General features: G+C 63.7%; 18 protein-coding genes. 6 read left to right on the top strand and 12 right to left on the bottom strand.

Annotation, left to right across the window (positions count from 1 at the left end):
• Window position 1 precedes the first annotated feature (1 nt).
• Both AABA84_RS28675 and AABA84_RS28680 read right to left on the bottom strand, forming a co-directional pair.
• A complete protein-coding gene (locus AABA84_RS28675) occupies window positions 2-2,239 on the bottom strand; it encodes a TonB-dependent siderophore receptor (protein WP_338313831.1) in 2,238 nt (745 codons plus the stop codon).
• Window positions 2,240-2,538: 299 nt separating this feature from the next.
• Window positions 2,539-3,423 carry a dihydrodipicolinate synthase family protein gene (locus AABA84_RS28680; protein ID WP_338313832.1) on the bottom strand — a complete coding sequence of 295 codons (885 nt, stop codon included), beginning with the start codon at window positions 3,421-3,423 and terminating at the stop codon, window positions 2,539-2,541.
• Window positions 3,424-3,603: 180 nt separating this feature from the next.
• Between AABA84_RS28680 and AABA84_RS28685 the strand changes: the two genes are divergently transcribed.
• The gene (locus AABA84_RS28685; RefSeq protein WP_338313833.1) at window positions 3,604-5,016 is read left to right on the top strand and encodes an FAD-binding oxidoreductase; all 1,413 of its coding nucleotides are present in this window, start codon (window positions 3,604-3,606) and stop codon (window positions 5,014-5,016) included.
• Between the two features lie 8 nt (window positions 5,017-5,024).
• Window positions 5,025-5,705: a GntR family transcriptional regulator gene (locus AABA84_RS28690; protein ID WP_338313834.1), complete on the top strand. Its 681-nt coding sequence runs from the start codon at window positions 5,025-5,027 to the stop codon at window positions 5,703-5,705.
• Between the two features lie 6 nt (window positions 5,706-5,711).
• Here the strand turns inward: AABA84_RS28690 and AABA84_RS28695 are convergent, their stop codons facing one another.
• From AABA84_RS28695 to AABA84_RS28705, 3 genes are all read right to left on the bottom strand, one after another.
• The gene (locus AABA84_RS28695) at window positions 5,712-5,876 is read right to left on the bottom strand and encodes a hypothetical protein (protein ID WP_162832268.1); all 165 of its coding nucleotides are present in this window, start codon (window positions 5,874-5,876) and stop codon (window positions 5,712-5,714) included.
• Between the two features lie 124 nt (window positions 5,877-6,000).
• Window positions 6,001-6,957 carry a DMT family transporter gene (locus AABA84_RS28700; RefSeq protein ID WP_338313835.1) on the bottom strand — a complete coding sequence of 319 codons (957 nt, stop codon included), beginning with the start codon at window positions 6,955-6,957 and terminating at the stop codon, window positions 6,001-6,003.
• A complete protein-coding gene (locus AABA84_RS28705; RefSeq protein WP_212246083.1) occupies window positions 6,926-7,225 on the bottom strand; it encodes a hypothetical protein in 300 nt (99 codons plus the stop codon). Before AABA84_RS28705 ends, AABA84_RS28700 begins: the two co-directional genes overlap by 32 nt.
• 216 nt (window positions 7,226-7,441) lie before the next feature.
• Here AABA84_RS28705 and AABA84_RS28710 point away from each other — a divergent pair, with 216 nt between their 5' ends.
• On the top strand, window positions 7,442-9,463 hold the full coding sequence (locus AABA84_RS28710; protein WP_338313836.1) for a YgiQ family radical SAM protein: 2,022 nt from the start codon (window positions 7,442-7,444) through the stop codon (window positions 9,461-9,463).
• 17 nt (window positions 9,464-9,480) lie between these two features.
• On the opposite strand, the gene AABA84_RS28715 is transcribed toward AABA84_RS28710, so the two are convergent.
• Window positions 9,481-9,774, bottom strand: coding sequence for a DUF718 domain-containing protein (locus AABA84_RS28715; protein ID WP_212246087.1), 294 nt, complete (start codon window positions 9,772-9,774; stop codon window positions 9,481-9,483).
• Window positions 9,775-10,138: 364 nt separating this feature from the next.
• On the opposite strand from AABA84_RS28715, the gene AABA84_RS28720 reads away from it, so the two are divergent.
• Both AABA84_RS28720 and AABA84_RS28725 read left to right on the top strand, forming a co-directional pair.
• Entirely contained in the window at window positions 10,139-10,597 is a 459-nt protein-coding gene (locus AABA84_RS28720; protein ID WP_038947373.1) for an Rrf2 family transcriptional regulator, read from the top strand.
• Window positions 10,598-10,623: 26 nt separating this feature from the next.
• Window positions 10,624-11,307 carry a class I SAM-dependent methyltransferase gene (locus AABA84_RS28725; protein WP_212246110.1) on the top strand — a complete coding sequence of 228 codons (684 nt, stop codon included), beginning with the start codon at window positions 10,624-10,626 and terminating at the stop codon, window positions 11,305-11,307.
• Window positions 11,308-11,677: 370 nt separating this feature from the next.
• Here AABA84_RS28725 and AABA84_RS28730 read toward each other — a convergent pair whose 3' ends face one another.
• The 6 genes from AABA84_RS28730 to AABA84_RS28755 form a co-directional block, all read right to left on the bottom strand.
• Complete coding sequence (locus AABA84_RS28730) at window positions 11,678-12,238, bottom strand: group I truncated hemoglobin (protein WP_338313837.1); 561 nt, start codon at window positions 12,236-12,238, stop codon at window positions 11,678-11,680.
• Between the two features lie 283 nt (window positions 12,239-12,521).
• Window positions 12,522-13,055 carry a hypothetical protein gene (locus AABA84_RS28735; RefSeq protein ID WP_212246113.1) on the bottom strand — a complete coding sequence of 178 codons (534 nt, stop codon included), beginning with the start codon at window positions 13,053-13,055 and terminating at the stop codon, window positions 12,522-12,524.
• Window positions 13,056-13,349: 294 nt separating this feature from the next.
• On the bottom strand, window positions 13,350-14,309 hold the full coding sequence (locus tag AABA84_RS28740; protein WP_338313838.1) for an alpha/beta fold hydrolase: 960 nt from the start codon (window positions 14,307-14,309) through the stop codon (window positions 13,350-13,352).
• Window positions 14,310-14,474: 165 nt separating this feature from the next.
• Complete coding sequence (locus AABA84_RS28745) at window positions 14,475-14,987, bottom strand: phasin family protein (RefSeq protein WP_338313839.1); 513 nt, start codon at window positions 14,985-14,987, stop codon at window positions 14,475-14,477.
• A 687-nt stretch (window positions 14,988-15,674) separates the two neighbouring features.
• Window positions 15,675-16,865, bottom strand: coding sequence for an extracellular catalytic domain type 1 short-chain-length polyhydroxyalkanoate depolymerase (locus AABA84_RS28750; protein ID WP_212246119.1), 1,191 nt, complete (start codon window positions 16,863-16,865; stop codon window positions 15,675-15,677).
• 3 nt (window positions 16,866-16,868) lie between these two features.
• Window positions 16,869-17,288 (bottom strand): CopG family transcriptional regulator, encoded by a 420-nt coding sequence (locus tag AABA84_RS28755; RefSeq protein ID WP_028140806.1) that lies wholly within the window; start codon window positions 17,286-17,288, stop codon window positions 16,869-16,871.
• 351 nt (window positions 17,289-17,639) lie between these two features.
• On the opposite strand from AABA84_RS28755, the gene AABA84_RS28760 reads away from it, so the two are divergent.
• A complete protein-coding gene (locus tag AABA84_RS28760) occupies window positions 17,640-18,104 on the top strand; it encodes a hypothetical protein (RefSeq protein WP_212246121.1) in 465 nt (154 codons plus the stop codon).
• Window positions 18,105-18,129: the final 25 nt, after the last annotated feature.

The following is an 18,129-nucleotide window of genomic DNA, read 5'->3' on the forward strand; positions in this document are numbered from 1 at the left end:
GCTAGAACTTCACCGTGGCCGACAGTGACACACGCCGCGCATCGCCGATGGCGACATTGAGGGCGTTGCCGGTGGTGGATGTGTAGTAGACCTTGTCGAACAGGTTCTTGACGTTGAACTGATAGGTCACCGGCAGATTGTCGACCTTCGTGTCGTAGGTCGCAAAGATGTCCGCGACGGTATAGGCCGGCATGAAGAACGTGTTGGCGGCGTCGCCCGGCCGGTCGCCGACATAGCGCGCGCCGCCGCCGAGCCGCAGACGTCCGGCGAGCGCGTCGCCGAAATCGTAGACGAGATAGAGTGAGGCCGTGTTCATCGCGACGTTCAGCAGTTTTGCGTTGCCGACGACGGGATCGTTGATCAGGCGTGCGTCAGTGTAGCCGTAACTTCCGATCATGCTCCACTGGTCGGTCAACTTGCCGGTCACGTCCAATTCGACGCCGCGCGACCGGGCCGCGCCGGAGGTGCGCGCCGCCGACTTGCCGTTGCCGATATCATCGAGCACCAGCACGTTCTTCTTCTCGATGTCGTAGACCGCCAAGGTGCCCGACAGCCGCTTGTTGACATCGAACTTCAGCCCGGTCTCCCATTGCGTTCCCTCTTCGGGCGCAATGGTGGAGTCGACGACGAAGCCGGTGGTGAACGCCGCGATGGTCGATGTCGGCTTCAACGACTGCGTATAACTCACGTAATAGGAGAGCTGATCGCTCAGCTTGACGATGACGCCGCCGAGCGGCAGCACCTTGTCGCCGGATAGGTTGGTGTTGGTGACGAAAAGAGGCCGACCTTTGCCTGCGAGCTGCTCGTATTCCATCCAGCGCACGCCGCCAACCACGGACAGCCAGTTGGTCAGATGGAACGTGTCCTGGGCGAAGAAGCCGCGGGTGCCGAGCTTGTCGGTCTGCTCGCTGTCGGTTGCCGAAACGGTCGTGCCCGGCACGACCAGTCCGTAGACCGGGTTGTAGAAATTGAAGCTCGGCGTCGCATGGCGGATCAGGTCGTGGCGATCGATGGTGCGATAGAGCGCCTCGCCTCCGAGCAGGATCTCGTTGCGGAAGCCGCCGACCCAGACGTCGCCCTGCAGATACGAGGTGCCGTAACTGGCATTGCTCAGCGAGTTGCGGGTGCCATCGTTGCTGCGGGTCTCGACGCCGGTCGCAGCGTTGACGCCTGTGATGCGGAGCTGATTGGCGCTGAAGGTCTCGGTGTTGTAGCTGTAGGCCGCGGTGACCTTCCAATTGTCGTCGAGCTTCTGCTCCACCGAAGCCTGCACCAGGTCGGAGGTGCCCCACATATTGTTGAAGGGCTCGTCGAGCCGGCGCGTCGCCGGGATCGCCAGCGGCGCCCCCTTGACGAAGGACGTGCCGCGGTCGAACGGAGTGATGAACTCGCGGTGCTCATAGGTGAGCTGAACCGTCGTCGTGTCGCCGTACCAGGCCAGCGACGGGTTCACCAGCATTTCCCTGTGCCGGCCGAAATTGCGCCAATAGTCCTCGCTGACGCCGTAGCCGACGAAGCGATAGGCGAGACCGCCGTCGCCGATCGGGCCGGTGATGTCGAGCGTGCCGTCGGCGCCGCTGCGGTTGTTCGCGTAGGTCGAGCCGAGCAGCGTGACCGAGCCGTGCTGGTACAGCTCCGGACGCTTGCTGATGGTGTTGACGATGCCGCCGGGATCCATGATGCCGTAGAGCAGCGAGGCCGGTCCCTTCAACACCTCGACGCTTTCGACCGCGGCATTGAGGCTGCGCCCCTGCACCAGCGGCATGCCGTTGCGCATGATCGAGCCGTCGCGATTGTCGCCGAAGCCGCGGCGGATCACGGCGTCCTGGGTGCCGGCGAGCGTGTTGGTCTGGGTGATGCCGCTGATATTGATCAGCGCATCGTCGATATTGCGCGGCAACTGATCCTTCAGCACCTGCTCGGGCACGACATTGACGGACTGCGAGGTGTCGAGCGGCGAGGCGCCATTGCGCAGCGTGGTCGCGCTCGGCATCGCGCGGTAGCCGAGCTTTGCGGCCTGCTGCGCGGCGGCTTCCGCCGCCGCGCGCTCCAAAAGCGTCGGCGCTGCGGGTGCAGGGGCACGATTGGGCTGGCGCACGGCGGTCTGCGTGCGGCGTGACGGCTGGTCGGATGCACGCACCGGCTTCGGCCGCTGCGCCGGCGCCTCAACCGTCACCGGCGGCAGGGCCGATTGCGCCTGCGCGGTCGTCATGTTGGAGGGGCATTCGGCGAGCAGCACGGCTGCTCCGATGAGAAGACCCGCACGGCTCTTGCCGGCATGATTTCGATGGCTGCTAACGCGTTGGCCATCCAGATGAGCACGCACGTTCGATTCACTTCCAGGTCAGACACGGCATTGAAGCTGGCGCGTCTAACAGTCGCGGCGATTGAAGAGAACCGCAGGAAGAGTTGAATCGCTCTAGTGTTGAATCGTTCTAAGTAGGGATCGGCACCGGACGGCAATCTCCAATTGCCGGCCTGCCGGCCGCAACACGCAACGCGCGAATTTGCGGCGGCGTGCCGCGATCTCGCGCGGGCTCACGCGATGGCAGGAGCCGTCAACTCGTCGAGCTTCCGCTTGAACGCGGAGCCGTCGGACGATGCGCGGAGCGGCGGGCGCACGCGCAGCCAGGCTGCATCGCCGGTCTGTGCCGCCAGGATCGCTTTCAGCGTCGCGGTGAACGAGGGCGTCTTCAGCACGACGTCGATCGCAGCCTGCATGCGCGCCTCGACAGCCTTGCCCTCGACCATGCCTTTGACCAGCTCGGGCACGACATTGGCCATGCCGCAGATGGTGCCGGCGCCGCCGGCGGCGATGGCGCGGGCGATATCGGCCTCATTGCCGACGGTGATGGCGAGCTCGGGAGCCGCGGCACGGAAGGCCTGGAACTGCTTGAAGTCACCGCTGGAGTCCTTCAGGCCGGCAATCACCTTGCCGTAACGCTTGCGCAGGCTCGCGGCGACCGCGGTGGGGATCGCAACGCCCGACATCTGCGGGATGTGATAGAGATAGGCGCGCAGCCGATCGTCGGCGACGCCGTCGATGATCGCGGCAAAGGCATCCTCGATGCCCTCAGGCGCGACGCTGCGGTCGAAGTAAGGCGGCAGCACCAGCACGTGGTGCAGGCCGAGACCGAGCGCGGCGCGCGAGAGTGCGATGCTGTCGGTGATGGCGGGGAAGCCACCGCCGATGCCGATGCGTTCCGGCGCAATTCCAGCTTTGAGCACGGCTTCGATGGTCGCAATGCGCTCGCTGACATTGAACGAGGTGCCCTCGCCAGTGGTGCCGAACAGCACGACGCCGTCGACCCCCTTGCCGAAGAGCTGCTTGGCGTGAGCCGCGAGCTTGGCCGAGTCCACGCTGCCGTCGGCCGCCAGCGGCGTCGCCGATGCCACCCAGAACCCGCGAATTGCCTCCGTCATCTCACCACCCTCTAAGCTGCGACCTCGGACCAAGCCCCTGATCTCGCAATGGATCTCAAAGGGCTTTCCGAGCCTTGTTTTTGCTTTACTTTCCATCTTGTACCTTACATACAAGAAAGAGGCAAATCCTTTCCACCGTCACGGCGCGCGTAGGCGCGGCCAGATTTAGGGAGGTCTCGCATGAACATGGTGACCCCGGTCAAGCGGCCCGACCAATTGCTCGGCGCCCTGCGCGACAAGCTCGGCGCAGCCGCCGTCCTGATCGGCACCGACGTGCCTGCCCGCAATTGCAACGACTGGAGCGCGAGCCTGCCGCAGACGCCGCTTGCGGTGATCCGCCCCGTCGATGCGCAGGGCGTGGCCGATGCGATTGCGACCTGCCGGCAGGCGCGTCTGCCGTTCGTGCCGCAGGGCGGGCTGACCGGGCTGTGCCGTGGCGCTTCGCCCGAAGCAGGCTGGGTCGCGATCTCGCTCGAGCGGATGAGCGGCATCGAGGAGATCGACCGCGCGTCGATGACGATGACGGTGAAAGCAGGCACGCCGCTGGAGACGATTCAGAAGGCGGCGGATGAAGCCGGCTTCTTCTTTCCGCTCGACCTCGGCTCGCGCGGCTCCTGCGCGATCGGCGGCAACCTCTCGACCAATGCCGGCGGCAATCGCGTGATCCGCTACGGCATGACGCGCGAGCTGGTGCTCGGTCTGGAAGTCGTGCTGCCCGACGGCACCATCATCACTGGCCTCAACAAGCTGATGAAGAACAATGCCGGCTACGATCTGAAGCATCTGTTCATCGGCTCGGAAGGCACGCTCGGCATCATCACCCGCGTGGTGCTGCGGCTGTTTCCGAAACCGCGCTCGACCATGGCCGCGCTCTGCGCGCTGAAGGACTATGCCGCGGTGATCGCGCTGCTCGATGCGGCGCGCAGCGGGCTCGGGCCGCTGCTGTCGGCGTTCGAGGTGATGTGGCCGGACTATTGGGACGTGATCACGAATCGTGCCGGCGTTAAGCCGCCGGTCGCCGCAGGTCACGGCCTCTATGTGCTGGTCGAGGCGCAGGGCACCGACGAAAGCCTGGACGCGCCGCGCTTCCAGGCCTGGCTCGAGGAGCTGATGGAGCGCGGGCTGCTGGCCGATGCCGCGGTGGCGCAATCGCTGGCGCAGACGCAGAGCTTCTGGCGCGTGCGCGACATCTGCGCCGAATTCGGCCAGGTGCTGGGCCCGCACATCTCCTACGACATCGGCCTTGCGGTTGCCCGGATGGACGAATTCGTCACGCGCTGCAAGGCGGCACTCGCTGACGGCATCGCTGGCTGCGAGAGCGTCTATTACGGCCATATCGGCGACGGCAATCTGCACCTGGTCTCCTGGGTCACCGGCCTCTCCGTCGAGCAGCAGCCGAAGGAAGAGATGGACACGATCATCTACGGTCTCGTCCGCGAGCTGGGCGGCAGCATCTCGGCCGAGCACGGCATCGGCACGCTGAAGAAGAAGTGGCTGGGCCATGCCAGGAGCGATACCGAGATCGCGCTGATGCGGACGCTGAAAGCCGCGCTCGATCCTGATCATCTGCTCAATCCCGGCAAGGTCGTCTGAGACAGCGAATGCGGTCACTCAAGCTCGATACGCCGAAATCGCTGTCGCAGCGGGTGATGCAGCGGCTGCGGCAGGCGATCATCGACGGCGAGTTCGCGCTGGGCGCCGCCATCTCCGAGGAAATGGTGGCGAATTCCTTCGGCGTCAGCCGCACGCCGGTGCGCGAGGCGATGGGCCAGCTGCAGGCGCAAGGCCTCGTGGTGATCCGCCCGCAGGTCGGTAGCTTTGTGTTCACGCCGAGCGCGGAGGACATCAACGCGCTCTGCACCTTCCGGATCGCACTCGAACCCAAGGCCGCCGAGCTCGCCTATCGTTGCGATCGCGACGGTGCGGTCGCCGCGATGAGCGAGGCCATCGCGGCGATGGAGCCGGCGGTCAATGCGAAGGACAACATCGCCTATGGCCGCGCCGATGCGGCCTTTCACGAGGCGCTGTTCACCCATTGCGGCAATCGCTACCTCGCCGAATCCTATCAGCTGGTCTCCGGCCGCGTCGCGGCGCTCCGCACCAATCTGACCTCACCGATCGACGTGCGGACCCGCACGTCGTTCGACGAGCATCGCAGGCTGCGCGATTTGTTCGCGCGCGGCGAGTTCGCCGCCTTCGAAGAATTGATGACCACGCATATCACCAATTCGGGCGTGGTTTACGCCAGGGCGTTGAAGGTGGAGGCACTGAGGGTGGAATGAGGGCTTCTAGCGCCCTTCCCTCGGTCCCGGCCTGTCCAGAAAATCCAGCGCGGTATTGATCTGCTCGAGCTGGTGCTCGATCCTGTCGCGGTCCTCGACCGATGGCACCTTTTCGAGCTGCTCCACGAGCTTCTGCTTTCGCAACAGCAGGTTCTCTATGACTGTACTCACAGCTCCCCCATCGCCAGAGGCGAACATCGCGAGCGCGCGCGAGGCGGGCTCGCGGCAACCTCCATCAGAATGTCCACGAAGGCCGATGGTTCCTGCGGGTGAACCCGGACGCATGCGGATGGAACTAGCGGCGCAAACTGGCCCAGACGCCACCCAAAATCAGCAAGCCGCCGAAAAGATGGATCAACTGCGGCGGTTCGCCGAGGATGGCGAAAGACAATAGCGCGCTTGCGACCGGCCCGAGATAGAGCACGAGCGAGGTCCGCACCGAGCCGAACTTGCCGCCGAGCCAGGCAAAGCCGGCATAGGCGAGCAGGCCGGGAACGATCCCGGCGAAGACATAGGCCGACAGCGCCTTGGTGCTGAAGACCTCCGCCGGCGTCGCCCACATCTCCATGGCCGCGAGCGGCAGCGAGAACAGGGCGCCGGCGCCCGAGAACAGGCTGATGCGTGCCAGCAGCGACGCCTTTGGCGCGGCGCGCGATTGCAGCAGCGTGTAGCCGGACCAGCCGAGCATCGCGATCACGACGAGACCGTCGCCCGCCGCGGTCTGCAGCTCGATCAGTGTCTGCGGATGGCCGCCGGAAATGATCAGCAGCGCACCTGCGAGCGCGAGCGCCGTTCCGAGCCATTGCAAGGGACCGACATGCTCGATGCCGCGCAGGGCCGAAATCAGCAGCACCGTGATCGGCGACAGCGCCATGATCAGCGCGATGTGGATCGCCGTCGTCGACACGCCCGCGGCATAGACCGGACCGCCGCACAGGAACATGCCCATGAAGCCGGCGGCGAGGATCGGCCAGATGTTTCGGCCGAGCGGCACGCGGCCGCTCTGGATCTCCTTGAGTGCGATCGGCGCCAGCCCGATGGCGACGATGCTCCAGCGGAAGAAGGCGAGCGCGAAGGGCGGGACGGAGCCGGCAAGTCCGCGCGCCAGAATCTGATTGGAGGCCTGCGCAGTCGCCACCAGGATGAAGCCGATCAGCGCGATCGCGCCCAGCCAGGCGCCCGTGGACGGCGATGCGCCGCCGACCGCGCGATGACCGCCGTCAGAGGTTTCCTTGCCCGTTTCCTTGCCCATGGATCAATCGGATATCCGATGACGGCCGCGGTGAGAACCCCGAGGACGGCTCACCGACATGCATATGCGGCACGCGCATCATCCCGGGGGGCGCGGCGATGCTCGCGAGCAGCACCGGCACGACAGGGGTGCGGCTGAGCGAGACCGAGAACACCGCCAGCAGCGCGCACAGCATGCAGAGCCTCATCCGCACCGTCCGGCGATCGGTGATCGGCAGGAACAGGAAGAACAACATCGACAGGATCAGCAGCGCATCGACCAGAAACATGGGGCTCTCCTTCAAGACTGGAGAGAGCATGACGCGACGGCACCGGTCGGACTGTGGGGGGCGTCACACCCCCATGGCTGGCGCGGGTCACGCTGGGAGAGGACGAAGCGGCACGCGCTCGACCCGATAACGCGACCCGACTGCGGCCCGGGAACCTCGATCTTTCACGCGTCCGTCGGTTGTATTCAGGAGCGTGGAGTCCTATGCGTAGGCGCCATGGACACCCAGATGATCACCGCCGCAAAGCCGCTGATGGCCAAGGCGCAGCCGCGCAAGCCGGCACCGTTCCTCCCGATGAGCCGCGCCGAGATGGATGCGCTCGGCTGGGACGCCTGCGACATCGTGCTGGTGACCGGAGATGCCTATGTCGACCATCCGAGCTTCGGCATGGCGATCATCGGGCGCTTGCTGGAGGCGCAGGGCTTTCGGGTCGGCATCATCTCGCAGCCCGACTGGCACTCGGCCGAGCCTTTCAAGGCATTAGGCAAGCCAAAAGTGTTCTTTGGCGTCACCGGCGGCAACATGGATTCCATGGTGAACCGCTACACCGCGGACCGCCGCATCCGCAGCGACGATGCCTATACGGCGGGCGGCGAAGGCGGCAAGCGGCCCGACCGCTGCACCGTGGTCTACGCCCAGCGCTGCCGCGAGGCGTTCAAGGATGTGCCGATCGTGCTCGGCGGCATCGAGGCCTCGCTGCGCCGGATCGCGCATTACGACTACTGGTCCGACAAGGTGCGCCGCTCGGTGCTGGCCGACGCCAAGGCCGACCTACTGCTGTACGGCAATGCCGAACGCGCCGTGGTCGAAGTGGCCAACCGCATCGCGGCCGGCGAGACCGCGCGCGAGCTCGACGACATCCGCGGCGTCGCGCTGTTCCGCAAGGTCCCCGAGGACTACACCGAGCTGCACGCCGACGATCTCGATTCCGCCGACGAGGGCGCGACGCGCCAGAAGGGCAGGGCCGTGATCCGCCTGCCGGCACTTGAGCAGGTCGAGCAGGACAAGGAGGCCTATGCCCGCGCCTCACGCGTGCTGCACCGGGAGAGCAATCCCGGCAATGCGCGGCCGCTGGTGCAGCGTCATGGCGATCGCGACCTCTGGCTCAACCCGCCGCCGATCCCGCTGACCAGCGAGGAGATGGACGCGGTCTACGACCTGCCTTACGCGCGCGCCCCGCATCCGTCCTACGGCGAAGCAAAAATCCCCGCCTGGGACATGATCAAGTTCTCGGTGACGATCATGCGCGGCTGCTTCGGCGGCTGCACCTTCTGCTCGATCACCGAGCACGAAGGCCGCATCATCCAGAACCGCTCGGAAGGCTCGATCCTGCGCGAGATCGAAAAGATCCGCGACAAGACGCCGGGCTTCACCGGCGTGATCTCCGACATCGGCGGCCCCACCGCCAACATGTACCGGATGGCCTGCAAGGACCCGAAGGTCGAGGCGGCGTGCCGGCGGCCGTCCTGCGTCTTCCCCGAGATCTGCCCGAACCTCAACACCTCGCATGACGATCTGATCCGGCTCTATCGCAAGGTGCGCGAGACCAAGGGCATCAAGAAAGTCATGGTCGCATCCGGCGTGCGCTACGACCTCGCGGTCGAGAGCCCCGAATACATCAAGGAGCTCGTCACCCATCACGTCGGCGGATACTTGAAGATCGCCCCCGAGCATACCGAGCGCGGTCCGCTCGACAAGATGATGAAGCCGGGCATCGGCGCCTACAACAAGTTCAAGCGGATGTTCGACGCCGCGGCCGAGCAGGCCGGCAAGAAATATTACCTGATCCCCTATTTCATCGCGGCGCATCCCGGCACGACCGACGAGGACATGATGAACCTCGCGCTCTGGCTCAAGAAGAACCGCTATCGCGCCGATCAGGTGCAGACCTTCCTGCCCTCGCCGATGGCGACCGCGACCGCGATGTACCACACCGGCGTCAATCCGCTGCGCGGCGTGCGCCATGGCGGCAGCGACAAGGTCGAGGCGATCAAGGGCCTGCGCCAGCGTCGCCTGCACAAGGCCTTCCTGCGCTACCACGATCCCGACAATTGGCCGGTGCTGCGCGAGGCCTTGATCGAGATGGGCCGCCGCGACCTGATCGGCTCGCAGCCCCACCAGCTCGTCCCCGCGCACCAGCCGCCCGGCACCGGCAAGGCCGCCGGCACGCGGCGCCCGGTGCGTCCGGGCGAGAAGACCCAGCGGTTCACGACCAAGGGCCTGCGGGTGATGAAGTAGCGGGCGCCGCTCGCCTGCTACAGCGCGAGCACCACTGCCCCTGACACGGCATCAGTCACACCGCGTCCGTTGCCCTGGTCTTCGAGCACCGACCTGAAACTGTCGAGGGTCTTGATCATCGCCGATCGTGCCGCGACCATTGCCTCCTGGCTGGCCCAGGTGCCGATCAGGCAGAAGGTCTGCTCGCCGGTCTTGATGATGACGCCGTGCTCCAGGCCAGGCCATTTCGCCTTGCCGTTCCGGTGCGCGTCGAGGAAGGCGGCCTCCTCACCCGGCTTCACCTTGAACCTGACCACATTATAGACGTGCATGATGCGCCTCCCAAAAATGGACTGATGAAAACGGGCGCCGCGCGAGGGACAGGACGAAAAATCCATACGGTCGCCCGGGCCAGATGGTGCTCCTCGCGCGCAGGGGCGTCACCGTGACAAATCGGCATGGCGACCTCGGTTGCTTGGGACTGCCAGAACAAAAATGTCGAAAACAACCCCATGCACAGTAGACGGCATGAGCGGGATCAATGGCTTAGGGGACGTGCGAACGCTCGATGCGCGGCGCAAAGGACAGGTTGCTCCGTCGGGCAAAACAGGGGCATGGCGGGATCATCGGAAGCTACGTGCGTAGGCTCAGCAAAGTCGCTTGACCTTTTCGTCATCACGTAACATATAAAGTTACATGAAACGAGATTCCCGCCTTTCCGGCGTGCTGCACGTTCTCCTCCACATGGCGCAGCAGCCTGGGCCGTTCACGTCCGAGACGCTGGCGAAGGCCATGGACACCAACCCCGTGGTGATCCGCCGTATCATGGCGGGTCTGCGGGAGATCGGTTACGTGCGCTCCGAGAAGGGGCATGGCGGCGGCTGGACCATCGCCTGCGACCTGTCGAAGGTGACGCTGCGCGACGTCTATGCCGCGCTCGGCAATCCTCCGCTTCTGGCGATGGGCAACCGGACCGAGGCGCCCGGCTGTCTGGTCGAGCAGGCCGTCAATGCCGCGCTCGATCAGGCCTTTGACGATGCCGAGGCGCTGCTGCTGGCGCGGCTCGGCGAGGTGACGCTGGCGATGCTCGGCGAGGACCTGCGCAAGCGGATCGGGTCTCGAAAGATCCACGACATCAGCGCGCATCGCGCCTGAACGGCTCCATTCACGGGGACAACATCATGACGGACATTCAAGCCGCATTCTCCGATCCGCAATTCGTGGCGAGATACACGGAGGGGCCGCGGCGCTTCGTGCCGGGCTATGACGCCATGCAGTCCATGACGGCGATTCTGCTCGCCGAAAGTGTCCCCAGCGATGGGCAGGTGCTCGTCCTCGGCGCCGGTGGCGGCCTGGAGCTCAAAGCGTTTGCGCAAGCGCATCCCGGTTGGCGCTTCGACGGCGTCGATCCGTCCGCGGCGATGCTGGCGCTGGCCGGGCAAACCCTGGGATCGCTCGCACCACGTGCGCGCCTTCATCAAGGCTATATCGATGATGCGCCGGAGGGACCGTTCGACGGTGCCACCTGCCTGCTGACCCTGCACTTCGTCGGCGTCGAGGAGCGGCGCCGCATCGCCTCGGAGGTCCGCCGCCGCCTCAAGCCGCGCGCACCGTTCGTGGTCGCGCATCTGAGCGCGCCCAATGGCGAGCAGGAGCGCCCGCTGTGGCTGGCGCGCTACTCCGCGTTCCTGGCTGCGTCCGGCGTCGAGCCCGAGCAGGCGGCAGCCGCGCGGAACGCCGTCACCAACCATCTGGAGATTCTCGCACCCGCGCAGGACGAGGTGATCCTGCGCGAGGCCGGCTTCACCGATCCCACGCTGTTCTACACCGGCTTCGCCTTCCGCGGCTGGGTGGCCTACGCCTGAGGCGCCACCACGCCGGGCAATCATGCCAGAGCCGGATGCGGCAGGGTCTGTGGACATGATTCATTGCTCCGCAAATTGGGCGGTGTTCGCTTTGCCTTCAAAACCGGACATGGCCGGTTTGCCCCTGCCGGCAAAGGGCAAGAAACGGACATCCCGATGCCGTCCAACCTTGGTCCGTGACGAGCCAGTCAGCCGCCATTCTGGCGCTTGAGGCATAGGACAGATAGGGGCCCAGAAGCGGACCCCATCGAGGTTACGGTCGTTGGACGGCGGGGGCAGAGCGAACATGCTCCGCCCTTCCGCGATTGGCTGCTAGCGTCAAAACAGATTCATGCAGGTCGCAATTCGTCGTTCGGCACCACGGGATGCTTCAACCGCGCTTGGCTCTCGATACGTAACCGGCGGTAACCTCATCTTTGTGGCTGGCGAACGCAGCCAGCACTTCGGTCTTCTCGCGCTTCGGGACCTTGGCGAAGTCAAGTGTCCGCCCGAGTTCAGCAGCGACCTCGTCGAATTCCGCCGGGGAGATCCGCAACGCCCGGTGCGCCTCCTCAAGGCCAAGGGGCGTCGTCCCCGGCCTGGTGGCCTTGAACTGGAACGGCCCACCCGAAACGTCACAGACCCAAAGTGTTCGCATGAACTTGAGACCAGGCAAGCGTTTCAGATTTTTGGTGTGCCATTCCCTCAACTGCGGATTTTTTGACTTCTGACCGACGACGGCGTTCTTTACGACAGCGTCGCTGAAGTGATCCACGACCGCTGCAATGGCGAAGACGCCGCCAAGTCGTTCATACAGGCTTTGATCCGGAGTGGTTTGCTGGGCCTGCGCACGCACTTGATTGGCTCCAGCCAAAGCGACGGGGGCGGCTGTCAGCGCCAGTCCTGCGACCACACTTCGTCTGCTGATGGAAGTCGAACGAGGCCTTGCCATGGGTACCTCCTTACATCGGTTTCCTGAGGCATTGCAGCCAACATCCCGCGCAACTGCCGCCGTGCGCGCGTTGCCGTCCGGAGGCGCTGCCGGTGATTGCGGCACTCCCGTTGGATGGGTCGGAACGGAAATGGTTCCCGGAAGTTTTGAGCTAGACGCAGACCCATGCGCACCAAACTGCGAAGAACTTGGTATGAGCAAATCTAGTCCGCCATGCCCCTGAGAGCTGACGTCGAGCCAAGCGTCGAACGCGGACGAAAAGGGCCAGAAGCGGTCTCACAAGCTAATCGCACCATCCACTGCCGGATCGCTTCGCTTGATATGCAAGCGCTTCAGCAGATACCTCGTCGTATTGAGTTTTGCTGATCGGGAACGAAGCGAGCCGCCGAATGCCATCTTCCATAGTGTAGATTACGACCGTGTACTCTCGGCACCATCGATTTGGTGAGCCAGGGACAGCGATGTAGTGCCGGCCTTCGCTGCGCCTCCCTAGGAAGACATCGAGCACTTGGCCCACTTCGACCTTGCCCCTGAGAGCCTCCGTGACCTTCAGACGGGCAAACCAAATATCGTTAGTGCAACCCTCGCAATGACGGCCACCCATAAAAAACACAGGTTGCTGCAATCGGACCTTCGCGACCACAACGTCCCTAGCGTCGGGGGGCAAATCCGTTAGTGCTTCTTGAAGTGCGCTTGGCGGCCCTTCAGAAAAGTACGCAATAGGAGCGCTCTGATCGTTCGCCGCAGAAAGGGGCAAACCCAAAGTGATCGCGCTCATCACCGCAACAAGAGCCAGACTTCGCTTTACAAGTTTCATGCAGGTTGCTGCGCTTAGCGGTTGCACCATCAATCTAACCCAATCTGGCGGAATTGAATAGAGAAGGTCCGCCTTGGGTCAAACTGCGAAGAACTCTGGCCGAGCAAATCCCGTCCGCTGTGCCAACATGAGCTGACCTCAGCGCCCAGCGGCGTCACTTCGCTTTCAGGGTCAAAGCTACCATCGGACCACCATGGCCCATCGGTCCAGTCTGACTCGGGAAGCGGACCCCCGCGCGCTGGGCTGAAGTCAGCCACTGGCCACTTCCAGACGCCCGCATTGCAAAAGGAAACGCTATGCGGTCCTCAGCGGTGCGGTGAGCGCCAGCGCAGCCACGGCATCCGCTATTCCCGGCGAATCTGCATAGGTAACCATGTGACCGGCATCCTCGACCAGATGTAGCAAGGAGCGGGGCAACGCCTCGTGCAGGCGGCGCGACTGGTCGGCCTCGATGAGCCGGTCACCCTTTCCGTGCAGGATCCTAACGGGACACCGGATGCCATGATACTGAAGCTGCAATTGCGCGGCAGCTGGAATAAGGAACGCGCTCTCCTCGGCGGCCGCCCTCAACTGCTTGGGCCGGAGAGCCAACGAGATCGGAAATTCATTCTTGAATTTCGGCGGAATGGCACGCGGCGCGAACAGCGTGCGCATCAGCTTCGGCGCAATAGCCCACGATATGATCGGCGAGATCGTGTAGCGCATCAGATCCCCGAGCAGCGGCAGTGCCGGACCTGACATGAGCCAAAAGTCCATCCTTGAGGTTGGAAAATAGTAGCCGGACACAAGCACGAGCCCACTCACGGCATAACCGCTTCGCAGAGCCAGCGCGATTGCCACCAGCGTTCCCCAGGAGTGGCCGAGCACCACGGGATTGCGCGCTCCAAGCTGAGCAAGAGCCTTCGCGAACAAGGAAGCTTGCGTTGTGGGCGTCCAGATGCGCGTGCGCGGACGGTCGCTGTAGCCAAACCCTGGCCGGTCGAAGCAAACGACGCGATAGTCGTGGGCCAGGCGGTCGACCAAACCGCTCAGGACGAGATCCTGAATCATGGTGCCGTTCCCGTGAAACAGGACCACGCAAGGCGCAGCGGCATCGCCCCGTTCGATATAGTGAAGGCGCACTCCGTCGCAATCCGTAAAGACGCCGATAGGCGGATTCTTTCGCTCCGCTGTCACCTGAAACGCGATGTTGCCGAGGATCAGGACGACAAGTCCCGCCAAAACGATCAGCAGAACGGCTTCTGTTGTGGACATCGTGTCAGCCTACATTCCTGATCGCGGGTCCCTCGGATTGGCGGCACCGAGCCCGCTCTGGGTTGTTGTGAGCCGCGCTCCCCAGCCGAAAGCAAGCAACCGTGATCGGCGCGTGCGTGATTCGCGTTTGCGTCCATCCTTTGCCGCAGCGGGTACGGCTTGCAGTTATCGTCCCGGCAGAGCCGTGAGCTCTGGGGCCGGCTTGATGCGCCAGAACGGATAGGCCGCCAATTCCTTCGAATGCTGCCCGAACATCTCGGCCCGTCTGCTTGTAAACTCGGTAATGACGGCGAAAAATTCAGTTGGTGACCCGATTGTCGCAAGTCTCAGGCCGAAATCAAAAGTAAACTGCACGTTGGCCTGGGCTATCTCAAGAAGCTTTGCTTGGTACGCCTGCATGTTTGCCGTGGCTAAAGCGAAGCCTTTCATTGGATCGCTGTCGATCATTCTCTGACTGAGGTCATCTGGCAAAGCATCCACCCGAGGCTCAATGATAGGAACCTCGTGTCCAGGATCATCGTGAAGCTTAGGAGGCGGTTCAATCGAGTCTGCCGCAACAGAGCGAAGAAATTCCTCTTTCGGGCTTCTAACAACGGCCTGCTTGTTCCGTTGGGCCCGCGCGGCCATTTTCGGATTGCGGGCGCGCTTTGACGCTGGTGCCGGTTTGCGTTTGCTCATCTGGCGCTCCAAGAACATGAGGGTGCGACCACAACGGTCATTTCTGAACGGACAACAGGCTTCGTGATGTGGCGTTCCAAACCCGCGCATTGTTGGAGACCCGCATGAACTGAGATCAATCGCACGTTCTGCGACTGGACGATGATTTCAGGTAGCAACTCCAACCAACAAACGTCTAGCTGGCGATCTTCCAGACCTATGTTCGACGGGCGTTGGCCTGAGAACAATTAGCTCTTCGCTCGTTGTGCTCTCCAAAGACCGCTTTAAGTTGCGGCGACTACGCAAGCAGTCATGCCTTGATCGCGAGACTTCCTCGAAGCGAACCTTCGGAGGTCAGCATCGGCCCTTGATAGACCGCATCGCTGGAGCAATTTGAATGCTCTGGTCACTAGCAGTTCGTGGTGAAGGCGAGAGGAAGGGCACGACGTCATCCGTGTGACTGACGGCCAGGGCATGGTGCGCGCGGCGAGCCGCCGACGTCTCATCACGGACCTCAAGCTAAACGGGGCATTGACGGATGGCAGATCGCCGAACGTTGCCGGGAGGATGATCCCAAACTCCCGGTGATCTTTGAGACCGATTTCTCGCCCGTCGCGCCCCGCCCGGTACCCCCTGATGTTGCGGCAGCCCTATCGTCCGGAGGACGTTGTCGGTGCCGGTAGCTTCGGATCGGGCGGTGAAGCCAGATTACCCACCGAGCGAATGCTCGAGGAAGAAGCGCAGCATTTCCCTCGTCGCATCCGGCCCCTGCGGATCAGTGTAGGTCCCGGCGGGACTGCCGCCTGACCACGCGTGTCCAGCGCCATCGATGTTCCAGTGTTCGGAGATCGCCCGACCGGCCCCGTCGATCAGGACGGTGCGAGTATAGGCATGGCCGTGGGGTACGCGTCCGCGAAGTACCTTCGTCGTCGGCCTCGTTGCCCTGGTCGACTGCTCGATTATCTGATCGCCATTCTTTGGATGCACCGTGGTGTCGCGATCGCCATGGAAAACGATGGTCGGCACAGAAGTTTTGCCGTCCGCAATTGCCTTGGAGCCGCCTCCCTGCCGCATGGCGACGAACGCGGAGGGAAGATCGCTCGCGGCTCCGCACGCGAGGCCTGAATGAATACCGACCGCCGCGTACAGGTCGCTATACGTTGCGCCCATGATGGCGGCGGCGGCCCCGCCGGCCGACAGACCCGCGACGTATACGCGCTTCGGATCGATCGCATGGTCGCGCATGATCTGGCGGGTAATGCCGGCGATCATCGAGGGCTCGCCCCCGCCGCGGCGCTGGTCGCCCGTGCGAAACCAGTTCCAGCACTTCGATGGGTTGGCTCCGTTCGGTTGCTCAGGATAGACCACGAAGCAATTCTGCTCTTCCGCCAAGAAGTTCATCCGGGTGCCGGCCGCGAAATCGTCGGGCGACTGGGTGCATCCATGAAGCATGACGATCAGCGGAAGCCGTCGTCCCTCACAGCGGCTTGGGATGAACAGCTTGTAGGTCCGGCTTCCCGCGGCGTTACTGAAGGTACCGGCGATAAACCGTGTGCCCTCGGGCACCATGTCCGACGGGGACAGAGGAGCGCGTGCGATCGGACTTCGCAGGCCGAGCCCGGAAAAATCCCGCATGCCGTCGAGCGGTGAGGAGCGCCTGCGTCGCTGATCAGAGCGGGCCGGCGAGATCTGCGGAGCTTCCCGCTCCTCGACGACGTCGGCCGTAGCGTCGATGGTAAGCGGATCGAGCCCCGGGAGCCGAGCCTGAGCGGCGTTGCGATGCTCTGGTTTTGGAGCGCTACCGCCGTGGAGCATGCGCTGCAGGAGCGCGGTGGCCTCGACCAGTTGGCCGGCACGCGTGAGGCGGGTTGCTTCGCGGATTATGACTTGATTCAGCATCGTTCACCTCGTTCTGTCGGCGAGAGCGGCCTTGACCGCGGGAGTGGCGTGAAGGGCCCCCAGCACCGAGACCGACGCGATTGTGGCGCGAGCCAACTCGGGAGTGACGTCCTGGGCGATGGTGGCTAAGCCCAAAACATTGATCTGCAGCATTTCGCCGGCGCGCCGCGCCGCTTCGAGATCCTCGCGAGTGTAGTTGCGCAGCCCGAGGTCCAGGTTCTTCCGGGCCGTGGATTGTCTGACGACCTCTACGTGGCGCTCGAGCTGGTTCCGGATTGCTGTCCGGATAAAATCGGTCCGGTTCGAATAGAACCCTTCCTGCACCATGAGATCGACATGACCGAGGTCGACATAGCCAAGGTTGATCGTGATCTTCTCGGTGTCGGGGGCCTTGGGTCGCAGCTCGCGCACATTATCGGCCATGGGTACATCCATTATTACCATCCCCTTGGATGGTCTATGGATGTTATCTAGATGCTCCCGGGCGCCTTTCAAGGGCGTGGCGAAGGACCGCTTTGGGTCACAAGCAGCGCCCGCCTATTTGGTCAGGCGGCGTCCGGCTTCCCTCAAACAGGAGACATGACGATGGCTCTCTTTGTGCTCAGGTCGCGGCCGCGAACACACCATTTTCCGACGACGAAGTACGGTCTGCAGAAGCAGCACCGACGTTAACCCTGTCGGCAAATGATTCGCCGGAGATCGGCAATCGCCGACAAGTTGCCTTATTGCAGCGGAGAATTTTGAGCGGCACTAACCCCGGGTTAGAGGCGCTTTATGCTGAAAATGGCGTTGTTGGGCCTCCTCATCCTGTTGAGCGCAGGCGTGCTGTCGGCAATGGAGCTGAGCGCTCCACCGCGTCGCGCCGTCGCGATCGCCCCGCCGCTTGCCGAGCAGAGCGCAAGCGTCTCTGCGTCACATGACGCGTTGCCGAAGGCCGATCGCCTCGAGGTTGCCGCTGTGAGCAGCGCGATGCCGACACAAATTGCTCCGGTCGAGAACCCCGTTGCTCCGCAAGACATCCAAGTCGATTCGACCGCGCCGAAACCGATCGTCCGTCATCGGCGCGATGCGAAGACGATCGCGACCGCCGAACGTCCCAAGCCGAAGCCAAAGGCAATTGTTGCCAAGCGAGCTGCCAATGCTCAGCGTGCAAAGGCCGCCGGCGAGACCGAGCCCTGTCGACTGAAGGCGTTCGGCGGCCTACTCAAGGCATTGAATTTGACCGGCTGCGAAATCTGAGGCCGCTTCCCCGGTACGGCAGATC

The sequence above is a fragment of the Bradyrhizobium sp. TM239 genome, from assembly GCF_036247985.1.
Classification (GTDB): Bacteria; Pseudomonadota; Alphaproteobacteria; order Rhizobiales; family Xanthobacteraceae; genus Bradyrhizobium; species Bradyrhizobium ottawaense.